The organism is Microcoleus sp. Pol11C2 (assembly GCF_036701505.1).
Taxonomy (GTDB): Bacteria; Cyanobacteriota; Cyanobacteriia; order Cyanobacteriales; family Microcoleaceae; genus Microcoleus.
In genome coordinates, this window is the sequence record NZ_JAUBQX010000020.1 from 53,609 (window position 1) to 73,307 (window position 19,699).

Consider the following 19,699-nt stretch of genomic DNA (forward strand, 5'->3'; position numbering starts at 1 on the left):
TCTTTTTTACATTCATATCAAATCCGGTTGCATTGGAATGATTAAACCGATCTTGACGCAGAGAATACAGAGGAAGAGAACACAGAGATGAATAATTGCGAGCCAACCGGATTTGATATCATTTGCAATGCTTCAACAAGTATTAGCACTGGATGGCTTTTTTCTTGAAACTGTGTTGCGATTTATAAACTTAAAAGTGGGCTTTATACACTTTTTCTAAAACGAGATGATTCTTTACATAATCTTTAAAAATCCTCACTAGACACGCAGGGTTTAGGAGGATATACTGAGAAAAGTATCTTCACCTAAGCACCTAGGTAGTTAAAACACGAAACTGAATTGTGGGTTATAATAGTTTGAGTTGTAGTTTAATATAAATTGGGAAGGGAATCATAAATGAAAACAGTTAATTTATTGAATGTCTCGATAGATAACTTGTCAATCACAGAGTTGTTTGAAAAACTCGACTGCGAAGGTGGTGTGGTATTTACACCCAATGTAGATCACTTGATTAAGTTGCAGTATGACCGCGACTTCTATGAAGCTTACAATACATCTACTTATAGAGTCTGCGACAGTCAAATATTGATGTATGCCTCCAAGTTTTTGGGTACTCCTCTCAAAGAAAAAATTTCTGGTTCTGATTTGTTCCCTGCATTTTATATGTATCACAAAGATAACGAGAAAATTAAAATATTTTTGCTAGGAGCTGCTGAAGGTATTGCTAGGCAAGCCCAGGAAAAAATTAACCAAAAAATTGGTAGAGAAATAGTGGTTGAAGCACTTTCTCCTTCTTTTGGCTTTGAAAAAAATGAGGAAGAATGTGAAACAATAATTGACGCGATCAATAAATCAGGAGCGACAGTTCTGGCTATAGGAGTGGGAGCGCCCAAGCAAGAGAAATGGCTGGTTAAATACAGGAGCAAATTAACACACGTCAAAATTTTCTTAGCCGTAGGTGCAACCATTGATTTTGAAGCTGGTTGCAAAGCCAGAGCTCCCAAATGGATGAGCGAAGTCGGCATAGAATGGGCGTACCGACTGTTAAGTGAACCGAGAAGGTTGTGGAAAAGATATTTGATTGAAGGTTTGCCTTTTTTCCGATTAATCTTAGAACAAAAATTAGGGTTTTATAAAATGCCTTTCATGGACAGCAAAACCACCAATCTAAAATGGGAAGGTGGCTCCTAAAAATGGCAGCGACCAATCTCTAGCGTAAATTAAGCTGAGTATCAGAGAAAGTGCGTTTGACTTCCAGGCAAGACTGATGCCATCTGTGGATAGTCCGATCGCAGTTTCTCTCAAAATAATTCATTTTTGCTTTCAAGTCCAGGTAAAATCGGAAAGAAACCTTTTGTGGAAAATCCTAATTAGGGATGCAACCGATGAATCTGCCTTCTTTCTTGTGGTTGTGGAAAATAGCGGCTTGGTCAATGGGTGTTTCCCTGTTGGCTTACCTGTTGCTGGCCGTTACTGGAACGTGGATGTTTGCCGCTAGGAGTACCAAACAACCGCGCCCAAAATGGCTGCGTCCCTTTCATTTAGCCACTGGTGCGGGGATGGCGACTTTGGTAATTTTACTGCTGGGAATTGGTGTAGTTGGTACGCTAGGATACTACGGCAATTTGGGTCACTCGGCTCATTTACCGGCGGGGTTAGCTGTTGTGGCTTTGGTGTTGGTTTCTGTGGGAAGCGGGCTGCAAATTGGTCCTAAACATCCTTGGGCGCGTCCCCTCCATATCGGCACTAATTTGGCATTGTGTGGGGGATTTGTTACTGTGTTGCTCACAGGATGGACGATCGTACAAAAGTATTTGCCCAAAGTTTGAAACCTGTCTATTGGACCTCAAACTATACCAAATGTTCCACGGAAAACATATATGTAAGGTGCGCCCCAGCGCACCCTATGTTTAATTTTTTTGCGTGAGTCCGCCTTTGGTGATGAATTCTAAAATATGCTGGGCGGTAGTCTGTGGCTTTTCTAAGTGGGGAACGTGCCCGCAGTCAGGTATCCAAATTAGTTGAGAATTTGCGATCGCCCTTGCAAACTTTTCCGCATCCGCCGTCCCCAAAATCCGGTCTTGTTTTCCCCACAAAATCAGCGTCTGCTGCTGAATGTGCGATAATTTTTCCCCAAAACCTCCGTAACCGCCACTTTTGGTAAACGCAATTAAAGCTTGATTCCAGTTGGGCATTTCCAAGTGCAAAGCAGCACAAGTTTGAGCGTCTTGAGAAGCCAAATTTTTATCGAAATAAGCATTGACGCTAATTCGCTGGCGAATTTTGGGATTGCGTAAAAATGAAGTTGCCAGATATCCTAAAGGAGGAATTAAAAACTTTCCCTTATTAGAACTGATGGCAAAACCTGCGCTATCTATTAACACTAATTGTTTCACAGCTTCGGGATAATTGAGAGTAAAATCAATTGCGGCTGCACCTCCCATTGAAGCACCGACTAAGATTACAGGCTGCGAAATTAGCGTTTTCCAAAAATAGTAAAGATGACTTTCAATTGCCCTCGCGCTGAAGGCCAAACCTGGCGATCTTTCTGTAAATCCGAAACCCAACAAATCAACCGCCCAAGTTTCATTTTCGGCAGCCAGCAGCGGCAACAGGCGGCGGAATTCAAACAAAGAACTGTCGAAGCCGTGAATTAGCAAAATTGGGGTGTTGCCGCTGCCTTGGCGTACGTAGGTTGTGGCAATTGGTCCAGAAGATAGGGGAGTAGTAATTGCCTCTCGTTGAATGCTTTGGGCTAAGGCAATTGAGGTAGATTCTGTGAGTTGTGCGATCGATTTTGGCAGAAAACTTGCTGGCATAATTCTTGATAAATTGTGAATCGGTAGGGGCGATGCCACTCTGTCCGCCCTAACATTTAAGTATATATGCTTGCTCGATCGCTATTTTAGGAGTTCGGGCGAGTCATTAAAATTTGATCGATACTTAGTATCCCTCTGCCCAGGCTAAGGCTGAGTTTCTTAACCTAATGTTAATATACTTTATAATCGTGGCTAATAATTTCTGTTAAATCTATTATTACCTTACTCTGCGTTAATATCACCTCTTCGGTTCATTCAAAAAAAAACTGATTAACAAATCAAATAAAATTAGCCTACCATTTACTAAAACATCTGAATATAATTTAAATATTTTTTACAATTATTCTCAAATTTCAAAAAGAGACTGAGGATAACTCAAACTCCATACCTCAAAATTCTAGCAAATAAAATTGGCAGCATGGACTGGGACAACGGCGCCAAAAAAGTAGAAGCCGATATGCAAAAATTGCCATAACTTACCGAAATTAATCTAGTATTTGCCACATTAAGTTTCGAGAAATTGAACAACGAATAGCAAGCTTCACCTAACACTTAAAATTTAAAATTGCTGGGTGGTTGTGTACAGATAGCCAAAAATTTAGTATTTCTTCGCCCACTTTTTCTGGATAGAAGTGGTGAAAGAAATGTCTACCGTCTTGACATTCCCAAAGCCGAGATCCTTTTTTAAGAAATTTCGACCAGCGACGCATTACAACAGGAGATACCAGAAAATCTGTTTTGCTGCTGCATATTAACAAAGGTACTTCTACACCTTCATCGTGGGAATTACTAATCCTAAATAAGGAGTGAGGACAAGGAGAAGAGGCTAAGTCATCCTCAAAATATGATATTAATTTTTGATGGATAATTTGATTTTGGCATCCCAGCATATCGCCTACTATTTGATTCAAAACTTGTTTGCGACTCCGGGGAAAAGCTGAAAGATACGTATAGTAATGTGCTTGCCAATTAATAGCAGATGGCAAACCCACAGATAAAAGTCCCAAAGAACGTACTTTGTGAGGATAGCGGCGCGCATACATTAAACCAACTAATCCGCTGGTACTGTGGCCAATGAGATGAATTGGGCGATCGCGCAATGTTAAAAAATCGTGCAAAAGTTCAACAGCCATATCTAAAGAGCAAGCTTCGTCTTCAGTTTGTTGGTATTCCCATATCTGCACGGGTACAGAAGCATTTAAGTAGGAAAGCAGCGATCGATCGAAGAATTGCAAACTCGGACTTACACTTAACCAAAGTACGTCATCTGAACTAAACTTCATTTATTTTAAGTTGGATATCGAGTTATTCACAATTATAATTTATAGCCTTTCTCAGAAAGATGAGGTACTATAGGGCATAGGACATAGGGCATACCTCACTTTTTTGAGAACCGCTGTATTTGCTAGATTTTCGGGGCGGGTTAAGTGCGTAATTTTGATTGTCGCACATCATCTAATTGCCAAACCCGCCCTACCGTGAAGTCTACAAGCTAAATTCTCTCTTGAGTTGAGATACCCAAGATTTGATGCGCGATTCCGTCAGAGCGGATTGGTTGTCTTCATCAATAGCAAGACCCAAAAACTTGCCATCAACTACAGCTTTAGACTCATTAAAATCATAGCCATCTATCGGCCAATAACCAACTGTTTCACCGCCCTGTTCAGAAATCTTTTCAGCCAAAATCCCCATTGCATCCATAAAATTATCTGGGTAGCCTTCTTGGTCGCCAGTTCCCACATAAGCTACTTTTTTGCCACTAAAATCAATATCATCAAGTTCAGGCCAAAAACCTTCCCAGTCGCTTTGCAGTTCGCCGATATTCCAAGTAGGACAAGCGATAATCAGACATTCGTATGCCGCAAAATCATCATTTTCAACGCTGCCGATATCGTGCAAGGTCACGATATCGCCACCAAATTCATCTCGAATCATTTCAGCTACAGACTCAGTTTTCCCAGTTGTAGTTCCGTAGAAAAGACCAATTGATTTCGACATTGTTACTCCGAAGGTGAAATTTGATAGTGCTTGAGAATTATTTTTTTTGAGTCAGGATTTGGCATTTCCTGCCTGCAATTCAGACAAAAACAGTAGACACGGTTGTGGCGAACCTGAGAAATTAGGGAGTCAAGGCAGCAAGGACACTGTTTTTTCATCTGCTTAAAGTTGAAAATTCATTAACCAAGCTGACTCACTCAGATCGGGGTCTGGTTCGCAGTCAATTAGTAACAAATTCAGCGTCGTTTGTACTTTTAGACTGCGCGGGATGCCGGCGGGTACAAACACAAATACTCCCGGTGTTAAAGTGACTGTTTGATCGCATACCGTGAGAGTTCCCACTCCTTCTAAGACGGCGATGGTTACATCTTTAAACTTATCGAGGTCAGGTATTTCGGAATTTTTACCCAAACTCATCAGTTTTTGGCTGTCGGCTGGTTGTCCGTCGCTGATTGGCGAGGCTGACGCGGAAACTATTGCTGCTGTCACGGTGATTGACCTCCAGGTACTGTTAACTTCCGGCAGTTATTGCAATTAATATTCAATAAGCTACCATGCAATCTAGATAAATTGTCAATAGCTCAACATTAAGTTTTGTTGCAATAAGCTATGTATCTGGGTTTAAAAGCAGCGGCTGCACCCGTAGATTGAGACAGGGCGGTCATTTGGGTCAAAAAAACTGCGATGGGCGATCCGGTTCCCACCAAAATAATTGCTAATTATTATCATTTAATTTTAAAACACTCATCATTCATCATAGGACTTACGCAGAAACCGGGTTTGATGGACCAAAATATTGCATCCCGGCCTTTCACACTGATGAAAAACCCGGTTTCTTTAGTATTTATCCGTAAGTTCTACATCAGTCAACAGTTAACAGCCCACCACCAAAAGTCAACAGCCAACAGTCAACAGTCAACACACTAATTCTTCGTCCCTACGCCAACATACATAATCGACTTATCCTCATTAATTTGGATTTTAAACAACCCAGACTTTTTGTAATCCATATAGTTAGCGAGATTAGATGTTAGAGTTTCAGATACTTGCTTAAAAATCTGCGTTGAAGGAAATACCTGCTTTCCGCGTGTAAAATCTTCCCAAAAACCGTGCATCTCGGCTAACATAGCGCCAATTTCGCCAAACATATCAAAACCTTTAATTTGAATATTGCCAAAACCAATATCCTGCATTACCACAGATAGTTCCTCCGGGGTAATAAATTTTTCCCAATCGTGAACGCCCCGCCTAATTTCCTGCAAAATATTTTCCATCAGTCCAATCATCACAATTTGCGAGGAAAAAGTTCGGTTGATTGTATCAAAAAAGAACAGTCCCCCAGGCTTGAGAATCCTGTGCACCTCAGACACAACTTTTTTGTAATCGGCCACGTGTTCCAAAACATCCACGCAGATTACAACATCAAAGGTATTGTCGTCGTAGGGCATATTTTCGGCAAAGCCTTGCCTGTAGTCAATCTCAAAACCGCTGGTAACTGCGTGATTTTGAGCGGCTACAATACATTTGTCCGATCGATCTATTCCAGAAACAATAGCACCTCTCTCGGCCATAAACTCGCAAGAAAAGCCGCCGCCGCACCCGACATCTAAGGTTTTCAGCCCTTGCCAATTAGTCGCGTGTCTGTCGAAAAACTCAAATCTGGGTTTGTTTAGGTGGTATAAAGCATAAATTTTAGCATTTTCGTCCCACCAATTATCGGCATTTTCCTCATAAAATTCTAAATCATTTTTTACTTCTGTTTTCTGCACGATTTTCTCAGTCCTGATTAGTGGAAAATATATATGGCGATTGCACATTTGCGGGATTTTATAGGACGCCTATACACCTAATTTTTGTAAAAAAACCGAGGTTTCGTGACAAATTCGCAGGCAGACACCAGGTTCCTGAATCCGCGCGCGTAAGTTCTATTTTATCGTTAGTTGTGAATCGCCACAGTTTTTTATTATAATAGCTCTGGCATAAATTTCAACCAGATGGATCGCGTTTCTATTATCATCCCAGCCCTCAACGAAGCGACTTGTCTGCAACGCACCCTCCGCCAACTCAGCATCCTTAATCCTCCCGCTTGGGAAGTGTTGGTGGTAGACGGCGGCAGTCAAGACGAAACAGTGGCGATCGCACTTTCCGCCGCCACCCGCGTTATTTCTAGCAGTATAGCCGGACGATCCCTGCAAATGAATTTAGGTGCTCAAGTCGCCACCGGTGAAATACTGTGCTTTCTGCACGCCGATACTTTAGTTCCCGACGACATTGTAGCAGTCATCCAGAAAACATTGTCCGATGCCGAAATTGTGGGCGGCGGGTTTATCTCCCTGATGACTGGTTCGCAGCAAACAAGATGGGGTTTTTCCCTCCACAATTACCTGAAAACTTATTACGCGCCGCTGTTATTTCGACCTCATTTATTTTTCCAAGGATTGCGCCTGCTGTTTGGCGATCAAGTTATTTTTTGTCGCCGTACCGATTTTTGGGAATGCCAGGGTTTTGATGCTGCGCTGCCAATTATGGAGGAAGCGGATTTGTGTTTGAAGTTAGTGCGGCGGGGGAAACTTAAGTTAGTCAATCGGGTAGTGGAAAGTAGCGATCGGCGAGTTGCGAATTGGGGCGAATTTAAAGCTATTGCGATCTATCTTTCGATTGGTTTTTTGTGGGGTTTTGGCGTTTCTCCAAGGTATCTCAAGCAGTTTTATGAAGACATCCGCTGAAACACCAAATTAGATTAAACTCCCAAAATGTACTGCCTGTAATTTTTGGGAAAAACTTTTTCCAACAGGTAAATAATCGCCCAACAACCTAACAAAGTCCCCGTAACTAAAAAGCCGAGCTTCAGCAGGGGATTTACCGGGTCAATAAACTTATAAAACACTAACAACACATATTTCACTACTGTCGAATCCAGGAGATATATAGGGAATGAATAAGCAGGCAATATTTTGACTAACCCCGATGCTCTACTGGGAAGTGCGATACTCTTAGAAAATGCGAGGATCGATAATACGAACAAAATTGCGTATCCTTGAGCAGATAGTTTAAAAAACGATCCGAGAAACCATGCCTCCGAATTAACTCCACTTATCAGGTAATATTCCCAAATGCTAGCTAGATAAAATGCGAAAAAAAATCTACCTCAATTAGGTAGACTTTTAGAAATTTTCAAGCAATGAGTTCACTGTTGGCTAACCGTTGTTGTGATGGATGTGCGACGCAGAAACACTATCCAACTGATCGCGCCCGTTGCGGATCACGCGCAGCATATCGCTCAACTTGTGCTCGATATTATCGAGCACTTGGTCGGCATAATCATCGGCTCCGTTTTGAATTTCCTCGCATTCAGCCATCGCCCTGACTCTCATCTCCTCCAATTCCTCTTGAGCCTGGTAGCGAATTTGTTCGACTTCCGCCAGCGTGGCCTGCTGAATGGCCTCACAGTCGAGCAAAACTTGCTGCCGCAACTGATCTGCCTCTATCTTCGCCTGCTGAAGCAGGCCCATATCGTTTAAAATTTCTGCTGCTCTCTGTTCTGCTGCTTCTATCACTTCCTGAGCGTAAAGTTCCGCCTCTTGAAGCAAGTCGTCTTTGTGCCGGATGATCGTCTCGGCTTCCTGAAAGGCGATCGGCAAATTTAACCTCACCAAGTCTAACTGATCGAGCAACTGTTCTTCATCCACCAGAGTGCGTCTGGTCATGGGAATTCGCGGGCTGTCGAGAACAATTTCCTCAAGCCTGTTCAATTCCCGCTGGATGTCTACTCCTGCGGTTCGGGTGGGATCTCCGAAGGCGGCTGTGTTCTGAGGTGGTTCGTTCTCAGTGCTGATGCCGGTACTGTCGGGTTCGATGCGAGTTGGTTCCTGCTGGCGTAACATTTGTAAATATCTAGGGCGACGTGTTTCGGAACAAGATGATCTACGGAGCCACCAAACTTGGCTATTTCTTTAACTACACTACTACTTAAAAAGCTGTACTCGTTAGAAGTTGCCAAAAAAACTGTTTCAATTTCACCCAGAAGGGTTTTATTGGTGTGGGCCATCTGGAGTTCCATTTCAAAATCTGTTAATACCCGGAGCCCCCGCAGCAGCACTTTGGCTTGTCGAATCTTAGCATAGTTTACTGTCAAACCCTCAAAACTGTCTACTTCTACATTTGGCAAGTGTTGGGTAGACCGCAGGATCTGCTCGATCCGTTCCTCTACGGTGAAGAGAGGGGTTTTGCTGGGGTTTCTGACTACGGTAACAATTACCCGGTCAAACAGTTTAGATCCCCGCTCGATAATGTCTGCGTGACCGAAGGTAATGGGGTCAAAGCTGCCTGGATAGATTGCAATCACGAGTTTGGCTCAACGGAGTGGGGGAGTGGAGGAGTGGGGGAAGGGCAGAGTGGGTAGAGTGGGGCAGTGGGAGAATGGGAGAGTGGCAAAGCCGGAGATGTGGAAAATCTTCCTTCTTCCTTCTTCCTTCTTCCTTCTTCCCTCTACTTTTTCATGGAATGAGCTTTGTAGAAAGTTTCGAGGCTTTGCTTGTCGCCCACAAACCGCCAATGCCAAGGCTCGTAACTGACGCCTTGGCGATTGTTTTTGGGGAAGGACATTTCAAAGCTGAAGGCGACCGCGTTGGCTTCTAACCACTTGAATGCTTCGGTATTTTCAAAACTGGGGCTGAGGTTGTGTTCCGGGGCGCTGCCGTCGCCGATGTCGATCGCGTAACCGGTGTGGTGTTCGCTATAACCTGGAGGGGCACTCACTTCGGCTCGCTTACTGGCGTTTTGCCTGCGTTCGGCTTTCACGTCAAAAAATACGTGCTGTTGGTCTTGCAGGGAGCGAAAGCCGGATATGGGAGCGAAGTAGATGCCTGATGCCGCTGCGGCGTTGGCCATTTCTTGATATTTTGCTGCTGCTGAGGTGCGGAGTTTGACGCTACCGTCGGAGGTGACGCCTACCAAGTCTTTGGCTGGTGCTTCTGGGTACGGCAAGTGTCCCAGGAGGTTGTCTGGGGTTGTGGGGACTTTAGGGGTGCTAGCTGGACTCGCGACAGACGGAGATGCGGAACTTGTCGGCGCTGAGTTTTGTTGAGTTGGCTCTGCCTGACTGGTGGTTGGAAACAAGTTAAAGTTGAGGTGCAGCCAGATGCTGACCCCACAGGCTAGTGCGGCCAACCCTAGCAGTTTCCAAATCAGCCCTTTTTTCTTGGACTGACTCTGCCCTGCTTCTGGGTATGGGTGGTCTCGCACTGCTTCGGGAATTTCGTCGGCGACAAGCTCCGAGGCTTGCGGGGGTTTTCTTGACAGACTAGCGTTATCCAAGCCAGCTCCACTCCTGCACTTCAATAAGGCTCAACGTTACAAATTGTAGACCGATATGGGCGATCGAACAGCTACAATTGCCGCTGAGAATATATCATCTCTTTCTGACCTCGCCCCGTCCCATCCGCCAACTCTCGCATTTGTTACTTGGGCGCACAGTCGATCGTCCCTGCGAGGTCGAACTGGTTGGCGCTGGTAGCGCTGGTTTATTTTAAGTGTAATTTGTTACTGTTGTTCTACAAAATCCAACAATTCTTCGATCGACACATCAAACGTCCGGGCCAATTTTAGCAGAGCACCGATGTCAGCCATTGCCATACCAGGCGATCGGGCATAACTTTTAACAGTATTGTAGGATACCCCGGAGCGATCGGCTACTTCCTTTAGCGATGGGGCTTCGAGCGCCGTCAATGTCTAATTAGTAGCTTAAGGCTCGATCGCCCAAAATCAAACATTACCAACTTCCGCCAACTCAGCACCACCAACAGAACCTTCGTCTTCCGCTTTCTCCCCTTCATGAACCGCAACTGTTAACTTCAATCCCAAAACCTTCAGCCAATGGGCCAAAGCATAAATTGTCGTGCTTCCATTCTGCGACAACAAAGCATCTAATTTTTCCAAATGCAATGAGGCCTCTTCAGCATACATATTTGGTTGGCCCAGAGCCTCAAATACATCTCGAAGTGCTTTTCGCATGATTCCTAATTCCAAATCTCCTTTTTCCTCCTCAAGTATCTCTCTAAGATAGCCAGCAGAATGTGCCGGATCTTTGAGATTTGAAATTTTATAGGGGTGATAAGGTAAGCTCTTAGGCATTGTCATTGTCTTAACTCCTGTAATCTGCCCAGTATGTTTTAGCCTTCCGGATATCTTCCTCTTGAGTGCTTTTATCCCCGCCTATCAACAAAAGTACAATTGTTTCTTCTACTTGTCCAAAATAGACCCGATAGCCGGGGCCGTAAATTATCCTCAACTCATAGACACCTTCTCCGACTGCTCGATAATCTCCGAAATTTCCAGTCCCAACTCGATCGAGTCGCCGGTCAATCTTAAATTTTGCCTTGAGAGCCCGCAGGAAGTCTAACCACTCCGAGAAAGGAACTTTGCCGTCTGGCGTGCTCTAACGCTTAATATTTCAGGGTTGTACTTCCATAAAGTCGATCGTACTTGGACCCTCACCTTAATACGGGCGATCGCCCCCTATCCCACCTTCTTCACCTGGGCCAACTCAAGATCGTCGATCGAAAAAAACTCTGCCTTCAGGCGGGGTGTAACGCTCCATTTCTCTCGGCTGCGCTTCCATAATCTTGATTCTAGCGACGCTCGCACTCCAATCTTAAAGCCGCGCCCGATCGGCCCTTGACTCCATGCGCTACAATTATTAAGAAATCTTTAGTTAGATCCGTTTAACGTTCCAGACGCATTATGAGTCTTCCCATTCGCAACGTCGCCATCATTGCTCACGTCGATCACGGCAAAACCACCCTTGTGGACGCTCTCCTCAGACAGTCCGGGATCTTCCGCGAAGGGGAAGAAATCCCAGATTGCGTCATGGACTCGAACGACATCGAGCGCGAACGTGGCATTACCATCCTTTCCAAAAACACCGCCGTCAGGTACGGAGAAACCCTGATCAACATCGTCGATACCCCGGGACACGCGGACTTCGGCGGAGAAGTCGAACGAGTTCTCGGCATGGTTGACGGCTGTCTGCTGATCGTAGACGCCAACGAAGGCCCGATGCCGCAAACGCGGTTCGTGCTCAAAAAAGCCCTAGAAAAAGGACTGCGCCCGATCGTCTTTGTGAATAAGATCGATCGCGAGCGAGCCGACCCCCACAAAGCCGTCGATAAAGTTTTGGATCTGTTCCTCGAACTAGGTGCTGACGACGATCAGTGCGAATTTCCCTATCTCTTCGGTTCTGGCTTAAGCGGTTACGCCAAAAAACACCTCGAAGACGAAGGGGTAGATATGAAGCCCCTCTTTGAAGAAATCCTCGACCACGTACCACCCCCCGTCGGCGACCCCAACAAGCCACTACAACTGCAAGTAACCACCTTAGATTACTCAGAATACGTCGGTCGCATCGTCATCGGCCGCATCCACAACGGCACGATTAGAATCGGTCAACAAGCAGTCTTAATCACAGAAAGCGGCGCGCTTGTCAAATCAAAAATTACCAAATTGATGGGCTTTGAAGGCCTGAAGCGGATTGATATCCCAGAATCTTCTGCTGGTAATCTTGTCGCCGTTGCTGGTTTTGCTGATGCGTATATTGGCGAGACAATTACCTGTCCCAACGACCCGCAAGCGCTACCTTTAATTAAAGTAGACGAACCAACTTTGCAGATGACTTTCTCTGTGAACGATTCGCCGTTCTGCGGTCAAGAAGGTAGTTTGGTAACATCGCGACAAATTCGCGATCGGCTAATGCGAGAACTCCAAACCAACGTCGCCTTGCGCGTCGAAGAAACCGAATCTCCCGACAAATTCCTCGTATCCGGCCGTGGCGAACTCCACCTCGGAATCCTGATCGAAAATATGCGTCGCGAAGGATACGAATTTCAAGTATCCCAGCCGCAAGTAATCTACCGCGAAATCGGCGGTCGTCCCTGCGAACCCTTTGAATGTTTGGTGTTAGACGTACCCGAAGAAGCAGTCGGCGGCTGCATCGAACGCCTCGGTCAGCGGAAAGCAGAAATGCAAGATATGCACGTCAGCAGCACCGGTCGCACCCAAATCGAATTTTCAGTTCCCGCCCGCGGTTTGATTGGATTCCGAGGCGAGTTTATGCGCTTGACTCGCGGCGCTGGAATTATGAACCACAGCTTCCTCGACTATCGCCCCCTCGGTGGAGAAATTATCGCCCGTCGCAACGGAGTATTGATTTCCTTTGAAGAAGGAATTGCAACTACTTATTCACTGAAAAATGCTGAAGACCGTGGCGTATTTTTCATTACCCCTGGAACCAAGGTTTACAGAGGGATGATTATCGGAGAAAACAACCGAGATGAAGACATGGAGCTGAATATTTGCAAGTCGAAGCAGTTGACAAACCACCGCGCATCTGGCGGTGAAGAATTGGCGCAATTGCAAGCACCAGTCGATATGAGTTTGGAACGCGCTTTGGAGTACATCGGCCAGGATGAATTGGTGGAGGTAACACCAAAATCAATTCGCTTGCGCAAGGTTTCTAAGAAGTTGGTGAAACGCTAAAACAACTTGTAGGGTGCGCCGAATAGCACCTTACATTTTATAGGCAAAACATATTGTAGGGTGCGCCGAGGCGCACCTTATTTTTTAGGGCAAAAAACCTGCCCGAACTTAAAAAAATTATATATTATCCAAAGTACATGGCTTTTTTAAGTAATCTGTTGCTGGGAGTCCAATTCTTTCAGCATCTTTATATCCATAGCAACCAGAAACAATAAGAATGTTTTTTAACCGCAGATACAGGCAGATAAACACAGATAAAATACCATCAGCGTCCATCTGTGTTCATCCGCTACTATCTGCGGTTGCAAAATTCCAATCTAACTCATTGACTATAATCTATATGGTTGATATCAGACTAATTTGCAAATGAGTCAGTTGATTTGACATAATGTCCTATTTATTTTATTATATATTTCTTTATTCTAGTCTACCTTTGATGTCAATTGGCAGATCGGGCTGATGCCGGATCGCGCGATCGACTAACCGCCACAATATGTTTTAATTTATATTTGAGCAAAATCCCAACAAAACTAGCCATGAGTCCTAAATCAATAGCCGTAATCAACTTCAAAGGCGGTGTCGGAAAGACCACCGTCACTTGGAGTCTGGGAAATATTATATCCCAAGGAACCGACTTAGAAGTCTTGATGTTAGACTTAGATCCGCAAATGTCGCTCACAGAGGCGATCGGACTTAACGAAAATACGGGTCATTTAGATGACAAGTTTGGTAAGTGGTACGAACAATCTCTCAAGCATAGACTTACAATTTACGACGCTCTAGAAGTCTTTAAAAAAGCCGGACAAAACTTTAAATTTCCCGTTGGTTTCGACACCATCTATCAGATTGACGAACAGTTGCATTTTGTCCCTTCAGTAGAAGAATTGTATTGGTTGGATATCGATGGATTTGAGGGAAAAAGTGTTAAAGACTTCATCCGCAGATTCATCGGCAAAATCGCTAACTCTACCAATCTCCCGAAATACGACTTGATGCTTTTTGATTGTTCGCCTTCCTTCAGTCTCCTCACCTACAGCGTACTCTCTTGCTGCGACTTAATATTAATTCCCGTCAATCCCGATTATTTTGGTTCTAGGGGATTGAGTTTAGTTTTAAACTCGCTTCAGAAGCGGATTGAGCCTTATCCGTTTCCCAAGATAGCAGTCTTTATGAATAAAGCTAAAACCTATGGAGGATTGCTGACAAATGAAGTTCAGTTTTACATGAGAGAAGTAAAGAGACTTTGCGATGAGATATCAAAAGATAATAACATAGAAGTTAGATTTTTAGAATCGACTATTCGTGAAAGCGTCGGGCTAAAACGGGCGATTAATGAGGGAGAACTGCCGCGAGAATTAGTTAGAGAATTTGAAAAACTATGGCGCGAGTGTGAGGAGTATCTGAAATGAGTAAAAAAGAAATTTTGGCTGCTTCTGAACAAGAAAGCGGGGGGTTAGTTGAGGAAATTGGCGAACTTAAGGAAATCTTGCGGGACGTTTCTAGAAAATTAACCAGGCTTGAAACTCAAGTCAAGCGGGGAGTGATTTCTGCTGGCTCAAAAAGTTTGGATATTTCCAGTAGTGCTGATGTTAATAAACCTGCTAATTTATCGGCGAAAAATGTTCTAGAAGTTTATGAAGAACTGCGTTTACAAGCTAAGAATGGTAATGAAGAAGAGGTGAGGCAAAAGTTGTTGGCAATGAGTGCAACTGACTTGAACTTGATGTGTTGCGAGCTAGGGATGCCACCCAGCAGCAAGAATCCGTCCCGCAAAAAAATGTTCGAGCTAATTATTGGCAGAATTAAACAGAGTTTGAGGCTATCAAGACATATCGACAGACAAACACTTTAAAAATTAGCAGATGAATCAATAGAATGCGTTTTAACTTGGATTTCCCGCAGCGGTATGGAACAGGCAAGATGCCCGTTCCACAAGAGTTTCAGTTGAGTGTGGGACGGGCATCTTCCCCGATCGTGAACAACTGGTTGCAAATTCTGCAACTTTTCAGGTTCAATAAGTTATGGGGGTTTTGGGCGATCGGCGTATTTTCACTAACACTTTTAATCTGCTTGTTTTTGAGCCTTCACAGCCCCGGAACACCCGCAGCTCAAAAACCAATGATTCTAGCGTTTACCGCTCTCCAGAGGCGCGGCAGCGAGCCCAGAAACAATTTATTTGCAGTCAATGCTACCAGTTTGGCCCGCCGCGAACTTGCACCAAACATAGATGTTAGCTACACGCTAGTTTGGTCGCCCAATGGCCAGCGATTGGCTTTCGTTAGCGGAGACACTGACATTTATACAGTCAAGGCTGACGGTTCCGGGCTAACTAAACAGTTTGCTGGGGATGCTTGCAAAGCAGCTAATTTTGAAATAGCTTGGTTTTCCAACAGCCAGAAATTTATTTTTGCCCGTTCTTGCGACGGTTTTACCTCAGATTCTCCCGGCAGTCAATCAATTTATACAAGCGACACTTCTGGTATTAAAGGAACTAAATTAGTTAGGAATTTGGAAGTAGGAGGATATCCGCCTAAAACAGAAATTTCATCAGGATTTTACCTTTCACCCGACGGTCAGCAGGTAGCATTTGTCAAGGATAAAAATATCTACAAAATGAATGCGGACGGTTCGGGCATGACCAAACTAACTAAAAGTTCCGGGGAATATGTATCCGGCGGAAGTGAACTTGTTTGGTCGCCCGATCGCACAAAAATTGCTTTCCTGTTCGGCGCTTATCCGAAACAGCAAATTTACACAATTAATGCCGATGGCACCAACATCAAAAATTTGACGAACAACCCGCAAAATGAGGTTTATAACGTCAAACTATTTTGGTCGCCAGACAGCAGCCACATTGCTTATTATTACAATAAATCCGGCGATTCATCAGGCGAACAGCAAGATATCTACCTGCTCGACATTAACCGGGGGACAGCCAAGAATCTCACCCAAAAACCCAGAAACTACGGCGAACTTTCGTGGTCGCCCGATGGCAAATTTATTGCTTTCGTCGCCGGAGAGTTCAACAATCAAAAACTCTACACAATTAATGCTGACGGGAACCAGCTAAATCAATTAGCTACCCGGCTAAAACCGTCGGTAATTTCAGAATTAGCTTGGTCTACTGACAGCCAGCAAATTGCTTTTATCTTTAACGAAACCCAAGGAGACAAAAGCAACTTGTATGTAATTAATCGGGACGGTTCGGCATTGACTAAATTGACAAACGATCAGGATTTTAACGCTGGCCATCCGGTTTGGCAACCGCAGTAAAGTTAACAGCCAAAATATGCTGTAGGGCTGGGCTTTAGCACAGATAAACCCAGAACGGCGGGCTATCTTTGCATTACCCCAGAGCGAAAGCGGGCTACTGAACAAGAAAGAATCCACCACACTCAACACTCAAAACTATTCTCAAATTGGGGAAGATGCAATAATTTTTTTCTCCTTTAATGGCTGGTGAACTTGCAATTCATTTGACTCAACTTCCTGGTGTTTTTCATCTTGCACCTGTTTATCAATTTTGGGCAACTTTAAAATCGCCCCAGCTAAAACCCAATAATACACGGACACTGGATCTACATCCAGCGGATAGTATTGAGTATTGATCGTAATAAATGCAACAAACACCCAAAAACTCGCTCCGTAACTCCGCAAACTTTTGTCCTTGACTGATCTGTAAGCTCTAAAAGTTAGAAAAGCTAAGTGTAAAAGCATGAGCTGAAAACTAATCATTCCCGGATAACCGAGTTCGTATATCAACTTAGGTTGGAAAGTTTCAATTAGCTGCGTGGCACCAAATATTCGCGTTGAATTAGTGGCTCGTCCCACACCTCTACCGAGAGGTTTGTCAATGATAAAATTGTTGCTCTGCTCGAACTGATTAAAGAGAAACTGCTGGGGCGGTGCAGCATTCCAGCGACTAACAAAGCTCTCCCACCGCTGCTCGACAATTCCCGGGTTAATAGCTGCACCGACAAACAGCAGAATCGCCAGTCCTGCACCGACGGGAATAAATCGTTTTAAATTAACTAATTGACCGGTGAGAACTAGCAGGATTGCTGTAGCAAGGGGAACCATAACTAAAGCAGCTCTTTGACCGGAAATAACTGCATTGGCAAATACTAATGCCATGCCCAATAAACCGATAACTCGCCACCAGAATGAAGGATCGCAAAAGGCAGAGGCAAAGGTTAAAAAAGCATTAGAAATTAAAAACCACGCCCACTGCCAAGGCGCGACAAAAGTTCCCGGCAAGCGGACCATCTTGACTTCTGGACTGAACACCAAAGAACCGCCGACAAAACATCTAGCTTCCAGCGTTGCTTTATATAATTCGGCTCCGGTCATTCCTCTGGTTCCTGCACACTTTCCACTTTGCAGCAACAGGTACTGAATCAAACCGAGAAGGCAGCAAACGATCGCCAAAACGATGTGCATTCGACTAAAAAATACCAAATCCTTCTTAGTGCGGAGCAGATAATAGGTACAAGCAATCAGCGGTATGTAACCTATCAATACTTTTAAGCCTAGAATTCCTTGCAGAATTGGTTTGTCGCCCGCCCTAGGGTTGAGCTGCATCTCCCCGTTGACAAAAATTAAAGTCAGCATTGCCATCATCAACAGGATGCTAAAGGTAGAAAGCATTTGTTTGGGAATGAACAGGCGCAACTGTTTCTTTTTGCAGCTTTGAATTAGGGCGATGAGAGCTGGTATGTAGAAAGCATCTTTGGCTACTTGAAATGCAGCATTCCCGCCGCCAATTGCGTAGGTAATTGTACCACTGAAAGGCAGGTAAATTAGAAAAGTCCACAAAGCTTGACGGGGGTATTTGTAGGAAAGCAGCAAGATGGCTGCGGCTGCGCCTCCTGCAATAGCAATCTTAGGGCCGGCTACGAACAACAGGGGGATGCTGAGAGCAACGGTGACTAAGCAGCTTATGGCGATTGCCTGCATCAATTCATTGCGCTTTTCTGAAATTTTGCGTTTTTGTGCAGCTACTTCTTTTTTGCTTAGCCCTGTTGTTTTTTCACTGTGCTTGTGTTTGGATTTCTGGGATTTGCGCTTGGTTTTCAACATATAGCAGAAGCAAGAAGGAAGAGGAAAGAGGGAAGAGGGAAGAAGGAAGAGGGAAGAAGGAAGAAGGAAGAGGGAAGGAAGAAGGAAGAGGGATTTAGTTGCCTAAGTGAGAAAGAAGAAGCAATCGACCCCTTATGTTTGTGCAATTAAGAACGTCCTCCCGTCAGGGCAGTTCCTATAATTTTTATAAGGCACTTATGTAGAAGGCGGAAGACCCTCTGATGTAGAAGGCTGGAGATGTAGAAGGTATAAGGCAGAAGGAATAGAATCGAAAAGATTTCGGCAGATGTGGTTACTTATTTTAAAGTCAAGATCGAGAAAAAGTCTCGGTCGAGATTGTCGGTGTGACGCGGGCACAAATTACACTGGCGACCTTGTAGAATATAACTGCTGCATCTATAATGTACAAATCTCGAAAAAATAATTTTAATGTAGCGGTGAATATGAAATTAACAAAATTTGTATCGATCGGCATTGCCCTACTTTTAGGATCAAGCGGGAGCATATTATCTAGCAGTAGAGCATTAGGGGCCGAAAAAGTTGTCCTCACATTTGGCCCGATCAGACAAGCCATTAATGTCAGCGACTTAGAAGAATTTGCTAAAAACGGCACGAGGACGCCAACCCTCCAACAAATTATCCGGTTCTCCAAAATGGACGCGCAAATACTGCGGGGGTTCATGGGTTTAGAAATTGGTTTGAAGCCTGCTAATCTGGCCAGGGTAGTTTACAGCACCCCAGGAGAAAAAATCACTGACGACATCGGTCAAGCAATTCGGACTCACCGCCGCACAGAAAGCGGGAAAGCTTTGCGGGCAGCGGTGATCCTAGCAGCCGGGGACGACGGTAAGGTCTCGCTGCTAGAAATCCTGAAAAAGTATCCTCTCAACGAGGTTTACGTAGATGTTGCCAGCCTTCGCACCGCTGTTGGGAAAGTTCAGAGTATAGCCGGAACTCTGCGAAGCCTGCTTCAAGATGTGACGCGATCGACAACTCGCACAACTGAAACAAATCCCACCGAAAGTCCGATCGAACCTCGCCGCAGCGTGCAGCCAACAACTCCGCCTCCAGCGCCGCGCCGCGTCGCGCCCTTGCCAGCACCAGCACCGCAGCCTGTGAGGCCCGTCAGAGGGCTTTGGTAAAAAAATCATAAATGTGTCCTAAAGGCGGGTTGAAGCCGCTGTTGTGGCATTCTGCCCACACTTTTGAGACCAAACCCGCCCCGGCCTAACCCTTATCCCAACCCCCAAGAGGGTTAGGACTTTTGTGAA

General features: G+C 44.7%; 21 protein-coding genes and 1 pseudogene. 9 read left to right on the forward strand and 13 right to left on the reverse strand.

The genetic code is table 11. From position 1 onward, the window contains the following. Nucleotides 1-396 precede the first annotated feature (396 nt). The gene (locus tag QUA42_RS13860) at nt 397-1,191 is read left to right on the forward strand and encodes a WecB/TagA/CpsF family glycosyltransferase (protein ID WP_333040560.1); all 795 of its coding nucleotides are present in this window, start codon (nt 397-399) and stop codon (nt 1,189-1,191) included. A 194-nt stretch (nt 1,192-1,385) separates the two neighbouring features. Next, nucleotides 1,386-1,829 carry a DUF4079 domain-containing protein gene (locus QUA42_RS13865; RefSeq protein WP_333137772.1) on the forward strand — a complete coding sequence of 148 codons (444 nt, stop codon included), beginning with the start codon at nt 1,386-1,388 and terminating at the stop codon, nt 1,827-1,829. 81 nt (nt 1,830-1,910) lie between these two features. Here QUA42_RS13865 and QUA42_RS13870 read toward each other — a convergent pair whose 3' ends face one another. From QUA42_RS13870 to ubiG, 5 genes are all read right to left on the reverse strand, one after another. After that, nucleotides 1,911-2,819 (reverse strand): alpha/beta hydrolase, encoded by a 909-nt coding sequence (locus QUA42_RS13870; protein WP_333137773.1) that lies wholly within the window; start codon nt 2,817-2,819, stop codon nt 1,911-1,913. 545 nt (nt 2,820-3,364) lie between these two features. Continuing rightward, the gene (locus tag QUA42_RS13875) at nt 3,365-4,102 is read right to left on the reverse strand and encodes an alpha/beta hydrolase (protein ID WP_333137774.1); all 738 of its coding nucleotides are present in this window, start codon (nt 4,100-4,102) and stop codon (nt 3,365-3,367) included. 202 nt (nt 4,103-4,304) lie between these two features. Continuing rightward, nucleotides 4,305-4,817: a flavodoxin FldA gene (gene fldA, locus QUA42_RS13880; protein WP_333137775.1), complete on the reverse strand. Its 513-nt coding sequence runs from the start codon at nt 4,815-4,817 to the stop codon at nt 4,305-4,307. Nucleotides 4,818-4,979: 162 nt separating this feature from the next. Next, nucleotides 4,980-5,306, reverse strand: coding sequence for a cupin domain-containing protein (locus tag QUA42_RS13885; RefSeq protein ID WP_333059683.1), 327 nt, complete (start codon nt 5,304-5,306; stop codon nt 4,980-4,982). 434 nt (nt 5,307-5,740) lie between these two features. After that, the gene (ubiG, locus tag QUA42_RS13890; protein WP_333137776.1) at nt 5,741-6,586 is read right to left on the reverse strand and encodes a bifunctional 2-polyprenyl-6-hydroxyphenol methylase/3-demethylubiquinol 3-O-methyltransferase UbiG; all 846 of its coding nucleotides are present in this window, start codon (nt 6,584-6,586) and stop codon (nt 5,741-5,743) included. Nucleotides 6,587-6,811: 225 nt separating this feature from the next. Here ubiG and QUA42_RS13895 point away from each other — a divergent pair, with 225 nt between their 5' ends. Then, complete coding sequence (locus QUA42_RS13895) at nt 6,812-7,543, forward strand: TIGR04283 family arsenosugar biosynthesis glycosyltransferase (RefSeq protein WP_333137777.1); 732 nt, start codon at nt 6,812-6,814, stop codon at nt 7,541-7,543. Nucleotides 7,544-7,557: 14 nt separating this feature from the next. On the opposite strand, the gene QUA42_RS13900 is transcribed toward QUA42_RS13895, so the two are convergent. From QUA42_RS13900 to QUA42_RS13915, 4 genes are all read right to left on the reverse strand, one after another. Further along, nucleotides 7,558-7,842, reverse strand: a complete 285-nt coding sequence (locus tag QUA42_RS13900) for a hypothetical protein (protein ID WP_333137778.1) — start codon at nt 7,840-7,842, stop codon at nt 7,558-7,560. A 172-nt stretch (nt 7,843-8,014) separates the two neighbouring features. After that, nucleotides 8,015-8,701: a DivIVA domain-containing protein gene (locus QUA42_RS13905; RefSeq protein WP_333137779.1), complete on the reverse strand. Its 687-nt coding sequence runs from the start codon at nt 8,699-8,701 to the stop codon at nt 8,015-8,017. Beyond that, nucleotides 8,584-9,162 carry a pantetheine-phosphate adenylyltransferase gene (coaD, locus tag QUA42_RS13910; RefSeq protein ID WP_333137780.1) on the reverse strand — a complete coding sequence of 193 codons (579 nt, stop codon included), beginning with the start codon at nt 9,160-9,162 and terminating at the stop codon, nt 8,584-8,586. Before coaD ends, QUA42_RS13905 begins: the two co-directional genes overlap by 118 nt. A gap of 143 nt (nt 9,163-9,305) precedes the next feature. Further along, entirely contained in the window at nt 9,306-10,133 is an 828-nt protein-coding gene (locus tag QUA42_RS13915) for a M15 family metallopeptidase (protein WP_333137781.1), read from the reverse strand. 55 nt (nt 10,134-10,188) lie between these two features. On the opposite strand from QUA42_RS13915, the gene QUA42_RS13920 reads away from it, so the two are divergent. Beyond that, the gene (locus QUA42_RS13920; RefSeq protein WP_333137782.1) at nt 10,189-10,332 is read left to right on the forward strand and encodes a hypothetical protein; all 144 of its coding nucleotides are present in this window, start codon (nt 10,189-10,191) and stop codon (nt 10,330-10,332) included. Nucleotides 10,333-10,358: 26 nt separating this feature from the next. Here the strand turns inward: QUA42_RS13920 and QUA42_RS13925 are convergent, their stop codons facing one another. From QUA42_RS13925 to QUA42_RS13935, 3 genes and pseudogenes are all read right to left on the reverse strand, one after another. Continuing rightward, entirely contained in the window at nt 10,359-10,544 is a 186-nt protein-coding gene (locus QUA42_RS13925) for a helix-turn-helix transcriptional regulator (RefSeq protein ID WP_333137783.1), read from the reverse strand. Nucleotides 10,545-10,580: 36 nt separating this feature from the next. Next, nucleotides 10,581-10,955, reverse strand: coding sequence for a transcriptional regulator (locus QUA42_RS13930; protein WP_333137784.1), 375 nt, complete (start codon nt 10,953-10,955; stop codon nt 10,581-10,583). Between the two features lie 4 nt (nt 10,956-10,959). Beyond that, nucleotides 10,960-11,250: pseudogene (locus QUA42_RS13935) on the reverse strand (type II toxin-antitoxin system RelE/ParE family toxin); the annotation flags it as partial. Nucleotides 11,251-11,558: 308 nt separating this feature from the next. Between QUA42_RS13935 and typA the strand changes: the two are divergent. The 4 genes from typA (at nt 11,559) to QUA42_RS13955 (ending at nt 16,622) form a co-directional block, all read left to right on the forward strand. Continuing rightward, nucleotides 11,559-13,349: a translational GTPase TypA gene (typA, locus tag QUA42_RS13940; RefSeq protein ID WP_333137785.1), complete on the forward strand. Its 1,791-nt coding sequence runs from the start codon at nt 11,559-11,561 to the stop codon at nt 13,347-13,349. A 536-nt stretch (nt 13,350-13,885) separates the two neighbouring features. Next, complete coding sequence (locus QUA42_RS13945) at nt 13,886-14,758, forward strand: ParA family protein (RefSeq protein WP_333137786.1); 873 nt, start codon at nt 13,886-13,888, stop codon at nt 14,756-14,758. Then, nucleotides 14,755-15,201, forward strand: a complete 447-nt coding sequence (locus QUA42_RS13950) for a hypothetical protein (RefSeq protein ID WP_333137787.1) — start codon at nt 14,755-14,757, stop codon at nt 15,199-15,201. The genes QUA42_RS13945 and QUA42_RS13950 overlap by 4 nt, the downstream gene beginning before the upstream one ends. Nucleotides 15,202-15,224: 23 nt before the next feature. Further along, nucleotides 15,225-16,622, forward strand: coding sequence for a DPP IV N-terminal domain-containing protein (locus tag QUA42_RS13955; RefSeq protein WP_333137788.1), 1,398 nt, complete (start codon nt 15,225-15,227; stop codon nt 16,620-16,622). A 141-nt stretch (nt 16,623-16,763) separates the two neighbouring features. On the opposite strand, the gene hpsL is transcribed toward QUA42_RS13955, so the two are convergent. After that, nucleotides 16,764-18,428 carry a hormogonium polysaccharide biosynthesis protein HpsL gene (gene hpsL / locus QUA42_RS13960; protein ID WP_333137789.1) on the reverse strand — a complete coding sequence of 555 codons (1,665 nt, stop codon included), beginning with the start codon at nt 18,426-18,428 and terminating at the stop codon, nt 16,764-16,766. Nucleotides 18,429-18,871: 443 nt separating this feature from the next. On the opposite strand from hpsL, the gene QUA42_RS13965 reads away from it, so the two are divergent. Next, a complete protein-coding gene (locus QUA42_RS13965) occupies nt 18,872-19,570 on the forward strand; it encodes an alpha/beta hydrolase (RefSeq protein ID WP_333137790.1) in 699 nt (232 codons plus the stop codon). Nucleotides 19,571-19,699: the final 129 nt, after the last annotated feature.